This window comes from Klebsiella sp. RHBSTW-00484, from assembly GCF_013705725.1.
GTDB lineage: Bacteria > Pseudomonadota > Gammaproteobacteria > Enterobacterales > Enterobacteriaceae > Klebsiella.
On the sequence record NZ_CP055481.1, the window covers coordinates 2,223,687 to 2,239,512 of the forward strand.

General features: G+C 35.2%; 13 protein-coding genes. All 13 read left to right on the forward strand.

Going from position 1 to position 15,826, the window contains the following annotated elements:
- Positions 1 to 243: 243 nt before the first annotated feature.
- A complete protein-coding gene (locus HV213_RS10545; RefSeq protein ID WP_181485661.1) occupies positions 244 to 1,683 on the forward strand; it encodes a capsule assembly Wzi family protein in 1,440 nt (479 codons plus the stop codon).
- Between the two features lie 73 nt (positions 1,684 to 1,756).
- A complete protein-coding gene (locus HV213_RS10550; protein ID WP_181485662.1) occupies positions 1,757 to 2,893 on the forward strand; it encodes a polysaccharide export protein in 1,137 nt (378 codons plus the stop codon).
- Positions 2,894 to 2,895: 2 nt separating this feature from the next.
- The gene (locus HV213_RS10555) at positions 2,896 to 3,330 is read left to right on the forward strand and encodes an arsenate reductase/protein-tyrosine-phosphatase family protein (protein WP_327021791.1); all 435 of its coding nucleotides are present in this window, start codon (positions 2,896 to 2,898) and stop codon (positions 3,328 to 3,330) included.
- Between the two features lie 17 nt (positions 3,331 to 3,347).
- Positions 3,348 to 5,513, forward strand: a complete 2,166-nt coding sequence (locus HV213_RS10560; protein WP_181485664.1) for a polysaccharide biosynthesis tyrosine autokinase — start codon at positions 3,348 to 3,350, stop codon at positions 5,511 to 5,513.
- A gap of 85 nt (positions 5,514 to 5,598) precedes the next feature.
- On the forward strand, positions 5,599 to 7,026 hold the full coding sequence (wbaP, locus tag HV213_RS10565) for an undecaprenyl-phosphate galactose phosphotransferase WbaP (protein WP_181485665.1): 1,428 nt from the start codon (positions 5,599 to 5,601) through the stop codon (positions 7,024 to 7,026).
- A gap of 1 nt (position 7,027) precedes the next feature.
- Positions 7,028 to 7,783: a DUF4422 domain-containing protein gene (locus tag HV213_RS10570; RefSeq protein WP_181485666.1), complete on the forward strand. Its 756-nt coding sequence runs from the start codon at positions 7,028 to 7,030 to the stop codon at positions 7,781 to 7,783.
- On the forward strand, positions 7,780 to 8,820 hold the full coding sequence (locus HV213_RS10575; protein WP_181485667.1) for a glycosyltransferase: 1,041 nt from the start codon (positions 7,780 to 7,782) through the stop codon (positions 8,818 to 8,820). The genes HV213_RS10570 and HV213_RS10575 overlap by 4 nt, the downstream gene beginning before the upstream one ends.
- A gap of 35 nt (positions 8,821 to 8,855) precedes the next feature.
- Positions 8,856 to 9,995, forward strand: a complete 1,140-nt coding sequence (locus HV213_RS10580) for an EpsG family protein (RefSeq protein WP_181485668.1) — start codon at positions 8,856 to 8,858, stop codon at positions 9,993 to 9,995.
- A gap of 15 nt (positions 9,996 to 10,010) precedes the next feature.
- Complete coding sequence (locus tag HV213_RS10585) at positions 10,011 to 10,895, forward strand: glycosyltransferase family 2 protein (RefSeq protein WP_181485669.1); 885 nt, start codon at positions 10,011 to 10,013, stop codon at positions 10,893 to 10,895.
- 19 nt (positions 10,896 to 10,914) lie between these two features.
- Positions 10,915 to 11,886, forward strand: coding sequence for a glycoside hydrolase family protein (locus HV213_RS10590; RefSeq protein ID WP_181485670.1), 972 nt, complete (start codon positions 10,915 to 10,917; stop codon positions 11,884 to 11,886).
- A gap of 51 nt (positions 11,887 to 11,937) precedes the next feature.
- Positions 11,938 to 12,912: a glycosyltransferase family 2 protein gene (locus tag HV213_RS10595; RefSeq protein WP_181485671.1), complete on the forward strand. Its 975-nt coding sequence runs from the start codon at positions 11,938 to 11,940 to the stop codon at positions 12,910 to 12,912.
- 54 nt (positions 12,913 to 12,966) lie between these two features.
- The gene (locus tag HV213_RS10600; protein ID WP_181485672.1) at positions 12,967 to 14,484 is read left to right on the forward strand and encodes an oligosaccharide flippase family protein; all 1,518 of its coding nucleotides are present in this window, start codon (positions 12,967 to 12,969) and stop codon (positions 14,482 to 14,484) included.
- Positions 14,481 to 15,824 (forward strand): Coenzyme F420 hydrogenase/dehydrogenase, beta subunit C-terminal domain, encoded by a 1,344-nt coding sequence (locus HV213_RS10605; protein ID WP_181485673.1) that lies wholly within the window; start codon positions 14,481 to 14,483, stop codon positions 15,822 to 15,824. The genes HV213_RS10600 and HV213_RS10605 overlap by 4 nt, the downstream gene beginning before the upstream one ends.
- Positions 15,825 to 15,826: the final 2 nt, after the last annotated feature.

Consider the following 15,826-nt stretch of genomic DNA (forward strand, 5'->3'; position numbering starts at 1 on the left):
CTGGTGTAATGCGCTATGGAATGGCCTTCGATAACAATTTCGCATACATTGTGTACTGCAGGTAGAGTGTAAATTGGAAGCAAGCTTTGACATGGGATTCAGGTCACATGCGTTGTTTGTTGCAAACAGAACTAAACCTGTAGGTCGAGCATACCAAAGGTTGGCGTCAGAGGGCGCTGAATCTCTCAGTGTTCCCCTTGTTGCGCCAGCATGCGGAAACGGGGTTTAAATGGATCTTGTACAATGATAAAAATTGCGCGAATCGCACTTACATTAGGGCTGCTTACTTCTGCCAGCTCACTTGCCTATGCCTCCGGGTTAGTAATGAATGACAACGAGCTGCGTAACGACCTTGCGTGGCTTTCCGATCGTGGTGTTATTCATCTCAGCCTGTCAACCTGGCCACTGAGCCAGGAAGAGATCAACCGGGCGCTCAAGAAAGCAAAACCCTCTTACTCTTCCGAACAGGTTGTTCTGGCCCGAATCAACCAACGTCTTGATTCTTTAAAAGCTGATTTTCGTGTGAGCGGTTATACCTCAACGGATAAGCCCGGCACCCCACAGGGATTTGGTCAGAATCAGCCTGCTGACAGCTCTTTATCATTGGCTTTTAATAACAGCGGTGAGTGGTGGGATGTTCACCTGCAGGGGAATGTCGAAGCTGACGAACGCATTAGCAATGGTTCGCGTTTTAATGCCAACGGCGCTTATGGTGCGGTTAAGTTCTGGAACCAGTGGCTCTCTTTTGGGCAGATGCCGCAGTGGTGGGGACCAGGGTATGAAGGCAGCCTGATCCGCGGTGACGCCGCGCGCCCAATGACCGGCGTTTTAATGCAGCGTGCTGAGCAGGCTGCACCGGAAACCTGGTGGCTGCGCTGGATTGGTCCGTGGCAGTATCAGATCTCCGCCAGCCAGATGAATCAATATACCGCCGTACCGCATACCAAGATCATTGGTGGTCGTCTGACATTTTCTCCCTTCCAGTCACTTGAGCTGGGTGCTTCGCGCATTATGCAGTGGGGAGGGGAGGGGAGACCGGAATCGTTCAGTAATTTTTGGGATGGTCTGACGGGTAAAGATAATACCGAAGCAAACGATCCCAATGAGCCTGGCAACCAGCTAGCTGGTTTTGACTTTAAGTTAAAACTGGAACCCACACTGGGCCTGCCGATCAGTTTATACGGTCAAATGATTGGTGAAGATGAATCTGGCTTTTTACCTTCAGCGAATATGTTCCTTGGCGGAGTCGAAGGACATCACGGTTGGGGTAAAGATGCTGTTAACTGGTATGTAGAGGCCTATGATACCCGATCGAATATGAGCCGAACCAACTATAGCTATACACATCATATCTATAAAGATGGGTACTACCAGCAAGGTTACTCACTCGGTGATGCTATGGGAGGCGATGGCCAGCTCTTTGCAGGCAAAGTCGAACTAGTGACAGAAGATAATCAGCGCTGGAGTGCTCGTTTAGCATACGCGAAGGTAAACCCTGAAAATCAGTCAATAAATAAAGCGTTCCCTCACTCAGATACCCTGAAAGGTTTGCAGTTGGGCTGGAGTGGTGATGTGTATAAATCGGTACGACTGAACACTTCACTCTGGTATACCGACGCTGATAATAGCGATAGTGATGATGTTGGTGTAAGTGCTGGGATAGAAATCCCATTTAATTTATAGCCTTAACACAGTTTCTGGAAATAGGCTGTTGTGTAGGAATTAGAAACTTTTGGTTTACTGATGATGTGACATTATGAAGAAAAAAATTGTTAGATTTTCGGCATTGGCATTAGCAATAGGATTTTTATCTGGTTGTACAATTATGCCGGGACAGGGGTTAAATAGTCTTCGCAAGAATGTGGTTGAGCTTCCAGATAGCGATTATGATCTTGATAAATTGGTAAATGTTTATCCGATGACGCCAGGATTAATTGATCAACTCCGACCTGCGTCTATGATGGCACGTTCAAATCCACAACTTGATAATTTGCTAAAAAACTATGAGTACCACATAGGGGTTGGCGATGTGCTTATGGTAACTGTATGGGATCACCCAGAGTTAACTACCCCTGCTGGTCAATATCGTAGCGCAAGTGATACGGGCAACTGGGTAAACTCTGATGGGACTATTTTCTATCCGTATATTGGTAAAGTACAAGTTGTGGGTAAAACGCTAAGCCAAGTTCGGCAGGAAATCGCAAACCGCCTAACTACCTATATTGAAAGTCCTCAAGTTGATGTAAGCATTGCAGCATTTAGGTCGCAGAAAGCCTATGTTACAGGTGAAGTTTCCAAATCAGGGCAGCAACCTATTACAAATATACCATTGACTGTTATGGATGCAATTAATGCAGCAGGAGGCTTATCATCTGATGCTGATTGGCGTAATGTAGTCTTGACCCATAATGGTAAAGATAAAAAAGTATCATTGTATGCGTTGATGCAAAAAGGTGATTTGACCCAAAATCACCTCTTATATCCTGGTGACATACTCTTTGTTCCTCGCAATGATGATCTAAAAGTCTTCGTGATGGGCGAAGTCGGTAAGCAAAGTACTATGAAGATGGACCGTAGTGGTATGACGCTTGCCGAAGCGTTAGGTAATGCTGAAGGAATGTCGCAATCTTTAAGTGATGCTACTGGCGTCTTTGTTGTTCGGCAGTTGAAAGGGGATAAGCAAGGCAAAATTGCCAGTATTTACCAACTTAATGCACAAGATGCTTCGGCGATGGTTTTAGGAACTGAGTTCCAATTGCAGCCATATGATATTGTATACGTTACTGCTGCCCCATTAGTCCGTTGGAATCGAGTTATATCTCAGCTCGTACCAACAATAACGGGAGTACATGATATGACTGAAACCACCCGCTATATTAAATCATGGCCATAAAAATGTTTGACTCAATTCTAGTAATATGCACAGGCAACATTTGTCGTTCCCCTATCGGGGAGCGGCTTTTACGTGAAAAATTCCCAGATAAAAAGATAGATTCTGCTGGGGTAGGAGCGTTGGTTAATCATCCTGCTGATGATATGGCCGTAAAGGTAGCGAATAAAAATAGCCTATCTCTGGATGGTCATAAAGGGGCACAATTTACATCACAGTTAGCACGTCAATATGAATTGCTATTAGTAATGGAGCATAGTCATATTGAGCAAGTGAGTCGGATTGCGCCAGAAGCAAGAGGCAAAACAATGCTATTTGGCCATTGGATGGGGGCAAAGGATATTCCTGACCCCTATCGTAAGAGTGAGGAAGCATTTGACTCAGTATTTCAAATGATTGAGCAGGCTAGTTTGCGCTGGGTTGACAAGCTAGGTGGATAATTTTCAGGAAATATTGCATGACTTCAGTAACAACAAATAAACCGGCAACTACCGATTCCGATGATATTGATTTAGGTCGTCTTATCGGTGAGCTAATCGATTATCGTAAGTTAATTGTATCAGTTACCGCTGCGTTTACAATGCTTGCGATACTTTATGCATTATTGGCTACGCCAATCTATCAGTCAGATGTTTTGATTCAAGTAGAGCAGAAGCAAGGGAATGCTATCTTAAGTAGTTTAAGCCAAATGTTGCCGAATAGTCAGCCTCAATCGGCACCTGAAATTGCTTTGTTACAATCGCGAATGATACTAGGGAAAACAGTAGACGACTTGAATTTACAAGCTCAAGTGAAACAGAATTATTTTCCTATTGTCGGACAAGGTCTCGCTAGATTATTAGGGGAAAAACCAGGGAATATCAATATTCGACGTCTCTATTTGCCCATGAATAAGGATAATGATAAATCTCCAGAAATTACTTTAACGGTCAAGGATAAAAATCAATACTTGGTTGAGGGTGATAATTTTAGTGTAATGGGTAGAGTTGGGCAGTTACTTGATGATCATGGAATTGCACTTTTAGTCGATTCACTTGATGCTCAACCTGGTGATAAGTTCACGATAACTCAGTTAACACGCTTGAGAGCTATTGCCGATCTTCAAGATGTATTCAGTGTAGCCGATCAAGGTAAAGATACAGGGATGCTGAATTTAACTATAACTGGTGATAATCAAGAGCTAATTTCTACTGTTTTAGAAAGTATAAGCGAAAACTACCTTGCTCAGAACATTGCAAGACAAGCAGCGCAAGATGCTAAAAGCCTAGATTTCTTAAATAAAAAATTACCACAAGTACGTAATGATTTGGATGTTTCAGAAGATAAGTTAAATGCATATCGTAGACAAAAAGACTCCGTTGATTTGAATATGGAGGCGAAATCGGTACTTGATCAAATTGTTAATGTTGATAATCAATTAAATGAACTGACTTTCCGTGAAGCTGAAATATCACAGTTATATACGAAAGAACACCCTACATATAAAGCCTTAATGGAGAAACGCCAAACCCTTAGAGATGAAAAGTCAAAACTCAACAAGCGTGTAAGTGCCATGCCTTCTACACAACAAGAAGTTTTGCGCTTAAGTCGGGATGTTGAATCGGGGCGTGCGGTATACTTACAATTGCTCAATCGCCAGCAGGAGTTGAATATTGCTAAATCTAGTGCAATAGGGAATGTTCGTATTATTGATAATGCAGTAACTGATCCTAAACCAGTTAAACCAAAAAAAATATTAGTAATAGGCGCCGGGTTAATACTAGGGTTGTTTATCTCTGTTGGTTTGGTGCTATTGCGAGTTTTTCTCCGTAGAGGGATTGAATCACCAGAACAGCTAGAGGAAATTGGTGTTAATGTTTATGCCAGTGTACCGGTCTCGGAGTGGTTAGCAAATAATACTAGAAAATCAGCGAAATTGCGTAAAAACGAATCTGATATGTTATTAGCTGTTGAAAATCCGACTGATTTGGCAATAGAAGCCATCCGTAGTTTACGTACAAGTCTTCATTTTGCAATGATGGAAGCTAAAAATAATGTATTAATGATTTCAGGTGCTAGCCCAAGTGCAGGTAAAACGTTTATCAGTAGTAATTTAGCGGCTATAATGGCCTCTACGGGAAAAAAAGTACTATTTATAGATGCTGATTTGCGAAAAGGTTATGTTCATAAAATGTTTGGCCGTAAGCAGACAAAAGGTTTGTCTGAGATTTTATCTGGACAGGCAATTGTAGAATCTGTAATAGAGAAAGTATCTGGTGGGGGATTTGATTATATTGGGCGAGGTCAAGTTCCACCAAATCCAGCTGAATTGTTGATGCATCCTCGATTTGAAAACTTGCTTCAATGGGCTGAGGGAGTATATGAATTAATTATTGTTGATACGCCGCCAATTTTGGCTGTAACGGATGCAGCAATTATTGGGCGTTATGCTGGGACATCTTTACTTGTGGCTCGATTTGAGGTGAATACCATTAAAGAAATTGAAGTGAGTGTTAAACGATTTGAGCAAAGTGGCGTGGTTATTAAGGGTAGTATCTTGAATGGGGTGGTAAAAAAAGCTAGTAGCTACTATGGCTATGGTTATAACCATTATGGTTATTCATATTCAGATAAAAAAGATTAAAGTCATGTAATAAGCTCTGTATATTGCAGGGCTTATTCTTTTTTTAGTAATCTTGCTTTTATTTACCCATATCTACGAGGGGATCATGACGCATTTTAATAGAAATATTATTTGCAGCGTAGCTTTAGTATTCGCCGATTTAAGTAGTTTTATATTATCTATGTATTTAGCTTTGGGTGTGCTTTCTTTTACTCTTACTGAATTTAATCAGCGTGTACCGGACGATCAAATAGAGCATTGGATTGTACTGCATTGGATGTTGGGTTTATTTTGTATCGCTTGGTATGGTGTACGATTGCGGCATTACTTCTACCGTAAAACGTTTTGGTTTGAATTAAAAGAAATACTACGGACCTTGGTTATTTTTGCCGTAATAGAGTTAGCTGTAATGGCATTTACTAAATGGTATTTTTCACGATATGTATGGCTTTTGACATGGATATTTGCCGTAATTCTTGTACCTGTTTCAAGGATTATAATAAAACATTGTTTAAATGCATTCAATATATGGGTTCGAGATACTTGGATTATAGGTAATGGTAAAAATGCATATGAAGCGTATAAGGCAATCAATAGCGAGAGTAATCTTGGACTTAAGGTCGTAGGTTTTGTTTCAATTGATCGTGAGACTGATTTAGCACATGGAATAGATGGCATTCCGGTAGTGAGGACAAGTCAACAATGGTTGGACACAATCAATAAGCGCACACAGTTCATCGTAGCAGTTGAGTCAAACCAAGGAGATATACGCAATAATTGGCTGAGAGAATTTATGATTAGGGGATATCGTTATGTGTCAGTTATCCCAACTTTACGTGGTATGCCATTAGATAGCACAGATATGTCATTTATTTTTAGCCATGAGGTGATGATCTTTCGTGTTCAGCAAAACATGGCCAAATTGTCTTCACGTATTTTAAAAAGGTTATTTGATGTTTTTGGCTCAATGGGGATAATTCTAATTCTCTCTCCCTTATTGATATACATTAGTCTAAAAGTAAAGAAAGATAAAGGGCCAGCAATTTACGGACACATGCGTGTTGGAAAAGGCGGTAAAATTTTTAAGTGCTTAAAATTTCGATCTATGGTAATTAACTCACAGGAGGTTTTAGAGCATTTATTGAAAACAGATCCTCATGCCCAATCTGAGTGGGAGGAAACATTTAAGCTAAAAAATGATCCAAGAGTAACTAAAATCGGACGTTTTTTACGAAAAACCAGCTTAGATGAGCTTCCGCAATTATTCAATGTGCTAAGAGGCGAAATGAGTTTAGTAGGGCCACGGCCTATTATTACCGCAGAATTAGAACGATATAATGATGAGGTCGATTATTATTTATTAAGTAAACCAGGTATGACTGGTCTTTGGCAGGTAAGTGGGCGTAGCGATGTTGATTATGATACTCGTGTATATCTAGATGCATGGTATGTTAAAAATTGGTCTATGTGGAATGATATTGCAATTTTATTCAAAACAGTTAGTGTTGTACTGAAGAAAGATGGGGCATACTAAAATGGAAAGAATGAGAATATACACTGTTACGCATAAAAACTTTCAACCAACAGCTGAAAGTATTTATCAGCCTATTATTGTTGGCAATGGTGAGGTTAATCTTTCTTCAGCAGTAAGGGATAATATTGGTGATAATATCACAGAAAAAAATAAATCTTTCTGTGAAATGACGGCATTATACTGGATTTGGAAAAATACATCATTTTCTGAAAATGATATTATAGGTTTGACGCATTATAGAAGATATTTTAAGAAAGGTGTCAAAAATATTATAGCAACAGAAGGAGATATAAAAAAAATATTGAACAGCTATGATATAATAATACCTAAAAAAAGGAACTATTATATTGTTTCAGTTCAGGAACATTATAAAAAAGCCCATTATAGTAAAGACTTGATGTTGGTTAGAGAAATAATTTCAAATAAACAGAGTGAATATTTGGTTCATTTTGATAATATTATGAATGGGAAAACATTATCTCTATATAATATGTTTGTAACATCGTGGGGTATTTTTGAGTCTTACTGTAATTGGGTATTCCCTATATTATTTGAATTAGATACGCGAATTGACAAGGAAAAGTATGACTCATATCAGATGCGTGTCATTGGGTTTTTAGCCGAGCGTCTGTTTAACGTATGGCTGGAGGGGGAAAAGAATAAATTAAAAATTTATGAAATGCCTGTATACAATACCGATGGTGAGAATTTAATAGTAAAAGGTATTAACTTGATTAAAAGGCAGTATTGCTCATGAGTAAGATACTTTTGATTACCGATAATGCATATACCTACACCGGAAGAGAGAAGATATGTGATTTTATGGTGTCATCATTTAGTGGGAAAAATAACGTTGTTGATGTGTTCAGCTGTAAAGGTTCAGGAGAACCATTTTACGCATATAGTGGTGTCAATTGTATAAAATCATTTGAAAATTCTAAGTGGCCATTGTTAGATATTGTTAATTCTATCAATGAATCGTCTTATGATTATATTTTTGTTGTAAGTATGGGTAAATTGAGTGTTTTCTTCGCATTGTTGTCATTTAGAATTAAAAAAGTAAATTTAAAAAAAATATCATGTGAACATATATCGTTAGACTCTCTTAAATGGTATGTTCGTGTGCTAAAAAGAATTATGCTGAAAAAATATGATAAAGTAATAGTGTTAACTGAAAGAGATAAAAATGTTTTGGTAGAATGGGGAATTAAAGCTGATGTAATAGAGAACCCAATTGACTACAAAAACTTTTTTAGGAAGAAACGATGTTATAAGGCTGTCGCTATAGGAAGGTTGAATAAACAAAAAAATTTCTGTGAGTTAATAAAAATATGGGGGCTATTTATAAAAGAGAATCCTCAATGGACACTAAATATACTTGGAGATGGTGAGGAAATGGAGTCTTTATCGAGTGAAATAAAAAAAAGAGAATTAGAAGGTTGTATATTTTTGCGAGGGAGAGTCAGTAATGTTCATGATTATTATATGGATTCTGATATCTGCCTTATGACTTCTGTATATGAAGGACTACCAATGGCTTTATTAGAGGCTAAATCCTATTCATTACCAGCGGTTGCATATGATTGCCCCACTGGTCCAAAAGAAATTATAGAAGATGGTATTGATGGATTTGTTGTTCAACTTCATAATCAGAGTGAATTTGTTTATAAAATGAATACACTGGCCAATGATGATGAACTGTTCTATAGTTTCTCTTCTGCGACATTGAAGACGGCTCTTAGATTTGATAGTGCTAATATTAACAAAAAATGGTGTGCCCTGATTTTAAACTAGAATATATAGTCTTTTGATTAGGGCATTGAAGAGGTATGACCATGCTTCCATATTGGTATCTTTCATTTTTTTTTATTGTAATGATTTTTTTTGATGTATATTTGAGAAATGACGAAGTCGCGCATGTTAAATATAATAAACAGATATTATTATACCTCTATATTCTATCCGTTATTGTACTGATTTTTTTTGGTGGTATAAGAGGTGCTGGTACTGGTGTTGATGATTCGATGTACAGAATAACATTCAGTGAAATAGAACAGAAATCAGTAATGCTTTCTATAGGGGATATAATTAATCAGTATAAATATGAGCCTATTACAACGATTGTTATGATGGCTGTTTCTATTTTTACGAAGAATGCTGATATTTTTATTTTTGCTTATCTTCTGATATCGGTATTTATCAATTCATATACATACAAAAAATACTCCCCGTTATTTTTAATATCTTTGGCTGTTTATTCATCTCATCTGTATTTGAATAAGGATCTAAACCAGATTAGGTTCGGTCTTAGTAGTGCTCTTTTTGTATTATCTATGTGCTATTTGCATGAGAATAAATATACTAAATCTATTATTTTTATCGTAATGGCTGCACTGTCTCACCAAACTGCTTTAGCGGGTGTTGTGATGTATTTAGTCCGCCCCTTTGTCAAATGGAAATATATGCCTTTCCTAATTGTGCTTATATGTATTCCATTGGGTTTTTTGGGAGGGAAAAATATATTTGGCTGGGCGTTCGGATATTTGCCGCAAATAGTTTCTAACTATCAGGGTACTGAATTTGATACGGAAATACCACTTGTCAGTGTAGCCAACATAAAGAATGTGTTCTTCGTATTCATTTTTTGTTTTTTCCTTCTGGATAAGAATGGGAAACTTAGTACAGAACAAATTGGGTTGTCATATATACTTATTCTTGTATATGCAATTGGTGCTGGTGTACGTATGGTTTTTCACGATTTTTCTATTATAGGTGGGCGCGTAGGGAATCTGTTCCTGCATGTAGAGCCGTTACTTATTTCATTGTTATGTTTTAGGTTGATAAAATATCGATTCTTAATGGTTATATTTATTGTTTCTATAATAATGTATTACTTTTATTACAATACTATTGCAAATCCACAATCTTTGATGGGATACAAGGTATCTGATACATTCAACATTTATTAATATTTGAGGGCACACATGAAGGATAGAATTCCTTTTTTTAGTATTGTTATTCCGGCTTACAATGCATCACAATCAATAGTGTTCACACTGGAATCGATAAAAAATCAGAAGGAAAAGGATTATGAAGTCATCATTATAGATGATTGCTCTGAAGATAAAGATGAATTGGAGAGTGTTGTTGATTCTTTTCAGTTATCAGGTATGAATATTAAGTTATTCCTATCCGAAAAAAAATTAAATGGCTCTGGAGCAAGAAATAAAGGTGTTGAATTAGCCTCCGGTAAATATATAGCCCTGTTGGACGCAGATGATGAATGGTATGATACAAAGCTTAGTGTAATGAGGAGAGAGATAGACAAAAATAAAAACGAGGATCTCATCTATTACTCTAAAGTTGCAATTTTTTCCGAGATAGACCCTGCGTTTAGAAAGATAATGCCATTAAGGGCATATGAAAAAAAAAATGGGTCGATAGCTTCATATCTATTTGGTTGTATTGGTTTTATCCAGACAAGTACTATTGTACTAAAGAAAGAATTGTATTTACAAATAATGTTTGATGAAAAATTCATAAGACATCAAGATTATGAATTTTGTATCAGAGCAGATTATTTGGGGTATAGATTCAAGTTTGTAGATGAAATACTATCTAAGTATAAAATGTCAGTTATGTCACCAGAGAAAAAAGGGGAAACTATACAATACTCTATGAATTGGCTGAATGAATTATCTTTTGTCCTTACTAAAAATGATATATATACGTTCAAAGCATTTAAATTATCAAAAAAATATAATGGAAGAAAATGCTATTTTATTTTTCTTATTAATTTTATTTTTTGCTCACTACAGGTGAAAAAAGAATTTATATACTCGCTGTTATTAAAGTCTAAATTAATATAAATCCTTAAGAGGAGCGGGAATGAAACGACGAGATTTTCTGAAAACTTTTCTTTTACTTTATCCAGCTAGCATAGTATGTGCGACTATAAAAAACATTGGTCTTCATCTGGATAAATTTTATTACTCAGTTTTTTTTGATTATACTCAAAACAACATGTTGTTATTTTCCTACTCGATTGACGGTGAAAACTGGAGCATTCCTGTTACTCTAAATTATAAAGGTAGGCCATTAAATGGGAGAGATCCTTCTCTGGTTTATTATAGAGGAAAATGGTTACTTTTGCTCACCGGGGGCAAAGAAGACCAATATGATGCTTCTTTCTTTGTAAGTGATGATTTAAATTCGTGGCAACTTTTAAGGGTCGTCCTTGGTGGTAATGAAACAATAACTAGTAGTTATCGTCTTTGGGATAATAGCGATGTTCCTTCTAGGTACGTATGGGCACCAGAGTTGATTAAAGATTCGCGTGATAATCTTTATATAGTCGCATCAGTACAAATAGGGATAGACAGTAATAAAAAAAACACAATGAAGTTTTTTGGCTTGTATTTATCTAGATGTGATGATACTAACAAATTTATATTTTCTAAAGCAAAACGAATTAAACTTATTGAATATGATGGCGCTATAAATAAGTATAGCAGGATTGACCCTTTCATCATCTATGACGAACCTCAATCTAGATATATATTAGCAACTAAGAGAGAAAATTTTGGAGTAATTGACTTCTTCGAATCGTCAGTGATCTCCGGCGATTATAAATATATAGGATGTTTAGACTTGCATTCTCTAAACTCTAGTATGGATATAGAAGGCCCATCAATATGTTGGCAAAGAAATAAATGGTATGTATACTTTGATTCATATTATCTGCGTAAGGGCATCATGTATGTGACGACATCTGATTTCAAGTTATTTTCAGAGCCCAAAGGATGTAATATAGACAGGGCGGAATTTATGAGGCATGGTACAATTAGTAAAACATATTAGATAGTATTATATATTATCAGAATAGATTAAAACTGATGTAGGTACAATTAGATGGATAATCTGGATATCAAACCAAAAAAAGTAGACATTATTTGTCCTATTTATAATAAGAAAGATTATATTAGCTCTTTTTTACTTCATACAAGACAGCTTCCTGTAGATAAAGTTAACGTAATTTTTGTCAATGATGGTTCAACCGATGATTCAGTATCTACTATTATAGATGAGATTAATAAATTTTCCCTTACTAATGTATATATATTGAATCAAAAAAACAGAGGTGTATCAGCAGCAAGAAATGCTGGAATAAAATTCTCTGTGTCCAAATATATTTGGTTCTGTGATCCTGATGACGAAATAATTGATGATGTTGCAAGTGGCTTTATTAGAGAGTTTAATCAAGATGTTAACTTACTTGCATTTTCTTTTATAAAAAAGAATATAAAAAAAAATAAAATTGAGGTTTTTAATAAAGGGAATGCTATTGTAAGTAATTATGACTTTTTATTAAAATATAATAACTTTAAAAGTATTCAATACAATGATATAAGCACCGTATGGAATAAGTTATTTAATCGGCTATTTATACTGCAGCATGGTATTTTTTTTGATGAAGAGATGGGGCACTCAGAAGATCGGTGTTTTAATCTAGATGTACTATTACATGTGGACTATATAGTATATAAGGATATTTGTCTTTATCAATATAATGTCTATTCTGAAGGAACATTAAGTTCTTCAAAAAATGAAAAAAGGTTAGAAGATATAATTAAAGCAAATAATAAGACGTTAAACATATTAAAAAAAATAAAGGACACAAGAGAGGAAGTCAAAAAACATATTTTTAATACAACGCGAGAATTCATGTTTTTGAATAAAGAACCCTATATGTATTATATTAATGAACATAAGAATCACCAAATAAAAATATTCCCATTTATCTCTTTTAGGGAATTTCTTCTCTTCCTTATAATTTATATGCGGTGTGGTCGATTGTTTAATTTTATACAAAATTGTTTATGGTGATTTCTGTTTTTCAGCAGTGAATTAAAAATATCTCTTCAGAGAATAACATTGTCAATGTCAAAAAATAAACTAATAGTTAAGAACACTATCTATCTAGCAACTAGAACAGTTGTTTCGATAGCTATCTCTTTATACACGACAAGAGTGGTGCTAAATCAACTTGGCACCAATGATTATGGATTATTTAGTGTTATATATGGTGTTGTCGGGTTTGCCATTTTCTTATCTTCTGCTATGAATGAGTCAGTCCAACGATATATTTCGATTGGGTTAGGACGCGGAGATGAGAAAAATGTCAAGGATACTATGATAAATAGTATCCTTATATATATTATTGCGGCATTACTCTTCCTTATCGTTCTTATTCCGCTTAAAAATTATGTCGTATTATCTTTAATAAATATTCCCGTAACGGCTATTTCAGTTGCTGGTAAGTTGTATTTGGTTGCGGTGCTATCTATTGCCATAACAATTATTCAATCTCCTTTTAATGCTCTAGTGATCGCCAATGAAAAAATGTCATTTTATGCGTATATGTCTATATTTGACGTGTTTTCAAAATTAGTTATTGCTTTTTCTATATCTATTATTGCAAATGATAAGTTATTTATTTATTCATTGTTACTTCTTCTATCTTCTTCTTTAATGCTAATTATCTATGTGATATATTGTATATTTTATTTTAGACGATATTTATTTGGAGGGAAAGTCTCCTTTAGCGTTTTTAAAAATATAGCATCATTTTCTTTTTGGAATATATTTGGTAATTTTGCTTATGTATGTCGTACTCAAGGTGTTAACATAGCAATGAATGTATTTTTTTCGACTGCGATTAACGCCTCTTATGCCATTTCGGCATCTGTTCTGAATGCTATGTCGTCGCTAACACAATCCCTTGCTATAGCTATTCGCCCACAAATTTTTAAATCTTATGTTTCTACGGAAAACAATAATAGATTTTTTCTACTTATTTTATTCGGCTCAAAATATACATTTGCATTGTTATTTTTTCTTGCATGCCCAATAATTATATGTGCCAAAGAAGTCTTGACAATATGGCTTACAAATGTACCTGACAATACAGTTATATTTGTTCGACTTATTTTGGCTGTTGCTTTGGTTGATAGTTTGTCGTCAAGTATAATCGCAGGTATTCAAGCATCAGGAAAGATAAAAACATATCAATTGGTTGTCGGTTTTATGGTTTTTTTATCATTACCATTAACTTATGTTTTTTATAAATTTGGTTACCAACCGTATAGCGCATTTGTTATACTTTTTATTATTTCAATAATCAATCTTAATCTTCGGATTTATTTTTTGAAAAAAAATATAAATTTCTCATTTAAAAAATACTATTTATGCGTTGTATTACCTTGCTTTTTTTCCGCAATATTAATTTTAGCTTCTAACTATATATTGATGAAAGTATTTATTGGTGAGGGATTAGTCTTTTTTATGTTAAAGCTTATCTTTCACTATATACTCACTTTATTATTGCTTGTTTTATTAATAACATCAATGGATGAGAAAAAGTTTGTTTTTAATTATTTAGTAAGGTTCTTCAAATGAGTATTAAAGACATTGTCAAGAATGATTTATGTACAGGCTGTGGAGTCTGCATTTCAGAGGATAAAAGCGGAACATCCTCAATGAAATGGTCAGAAGATGGATTTCTTGTACCTGATGTTGGTTTGACTGCTGATTCAGATGAAATGGTAAAAGTCTGTCCTTTTAACTTATCACCAATATATAATGAAGATGATTTGGCGAGTGAATTTATTTGGGATGCAAATAATGAAGATCCAGAAATTGGATTATATCGTGATTTATTTGTAGGATATTCTAATTCATATCGATTAACTTCTTCTTCAGGTGGTATTGCTACCTATATGTTTAATGTTTTACTTTCTCAAGGGTATGTTGATAACTTATTTATTGTAAAGGAATTTAACGGGCGCTATGCATACCAACTTTTTAATTCTAGCGAGAAAATAAAGGAGATCTCCAAAACTCGATATTATCCAGTAACACTAGAATCTTTATTCTCTGAAATTGATAAGATTGATGGCACAGTTGCAGTATCTGGAGTTGCATGTTTTATCAAAGCAATCAGATTGAAACAAATTAAAGAGCCATTGTATAAGAAGAAAATTACTTTTTTAGTCGGCATTATTTGTGGTGGGCTTAAAAGTAAGTATTATACGGATTTTCTTGCTCAATCGGCTGGATGTGCAAAAGAGAAAGAATATGACTCGGCAGAGTATAGAGTTAAAAACCCTGATAGTTATGCACTTGATTATAAGTTTACATGTAAGGATAAATTTGGGGAAAGGATTCATACTGTAGAAATGAGAAGTTTGGGAGATATGTGGGGTACTGGGCTATTTAAATCTAATGCTTGTGATTTTTGTGATGATGTTACTACGGAGTTAGCTGATATTTCTTTAGGTGACGCTTGGTTCTCTCCATATGATAAAGATGGATTAGGAAATAGCGTTATTATTGCAAGGACAAATATAGCCCTTGAAATTATTCAGTTGGGAATTGTTTCTGGCGAATTGAATGTAAAACAGGCAACATTATCTCAGATAAAATCATCTCAACAGGGTAGCTTTAATCATCGGCATAAAGGTTTATACTACAGGATCTCGCAGGCTAGTTTGGATGGAAGGCTAACTCCTATAAAAAGGCAACGTTTTTTAATAAAACAAAATATCATTTCCAATTTAATACAGAAATCACGGTTACAGACACGCCAACAAAGTTTGGTTATATGGTCTGAAACTCAAAATATCAATAAATTTAATGAACGTTTAGCTCCATTTTTGTTACAGTTGCAAAGAGTAACCTCTTTTTATAAAAAACTTTTAAAATTAAAGAAATTCATACGTCATTTAATGAGTAAATAAAA

Coding starts and splice junctions, on each gene's coding strand:
- HV213_RS10560 (WP_181485664.1), top strand. CDS start 3,348: ATGACTTCAGTAACAACAAATAAACCGGCAACTACCGATTCCGATGAT.
- HV213_RS10580 (WP_181485668.1), top strand. CDS start 8,856: ATGACCATGCTTCCATATTGGTATCTTTCATTTTTTTTTATTGTAATG.
- HV213_RS10605 (WP_181485673.1), top strand. CDS start 14,481: ATGAGTATTAAAGACATTGTCAAGAATGATTTATGTACAGGCTGTGGA.
- HV213_RS10555 (WP_327021791.1), top strand. CDS start 2,896: ATGTTTGACTCAATTCTAGTAATATGCACAGGCAACATTTGTCGTTCC.
- HV213_RS10590 (WP_181485670.1), top strand. CDS start 10,915: ATGAAACGACGAGATTTTCTGAAAACTTTTCTTTTACTTTATCCAGCT.
- HV213_RS10600 (WP_181485672.1), top strand. CDS start 12,967: ATGTCAAAAAATAAACTAATAGTTAAGAACACTATCTATCTAGCAACT.
- HV213_RS10550 (WP_181485662.1), top strand. CDS start 1,757: ATGAAGAAAAAAATTGTTAGATTTTCGGCATTGGCATTAGCAATAGGA.
- HV213_RS10595 (WP_181485671.1), top strand. CDS start 11,938: ATGGATAATCTGGATATCAAACCAAAAAAAGTAGACATTATTTGTCCT.
- HV213_RS10575 (WP_181485667.1), top strand. CDS start 7,780: ATGAGTAAGATACTTTTGATTACCGATAATGCATATACCTACACCGGA.
- HV213_RS10570 (WP_181485666.1), top strand. CDS start 7,028: ATGGAAAGAATGAGAATATACACTGTTACGCATAAAAACTTTCAACCA.
- wbaP (WP_181485665.1), top strand. CDS start 5,599: ATGACGCATTTTAATAGAAATATTATTTGCAGCGTAGCTTTAGTATTC.
- HV213_RS10545 (WP_181485661.1), top strand. CDS start 244: ATGATAAAAATTGCGCGAATCGCACTTACATTAGGGCTGCTTACTTCT.
- HV213_RS10585 (WP_181485669.1), top strand. CDS start 10,011: ATGAAGGATAGAATTCCTTTTTTTAGTATTGTTATTCCGGCTTACAAT.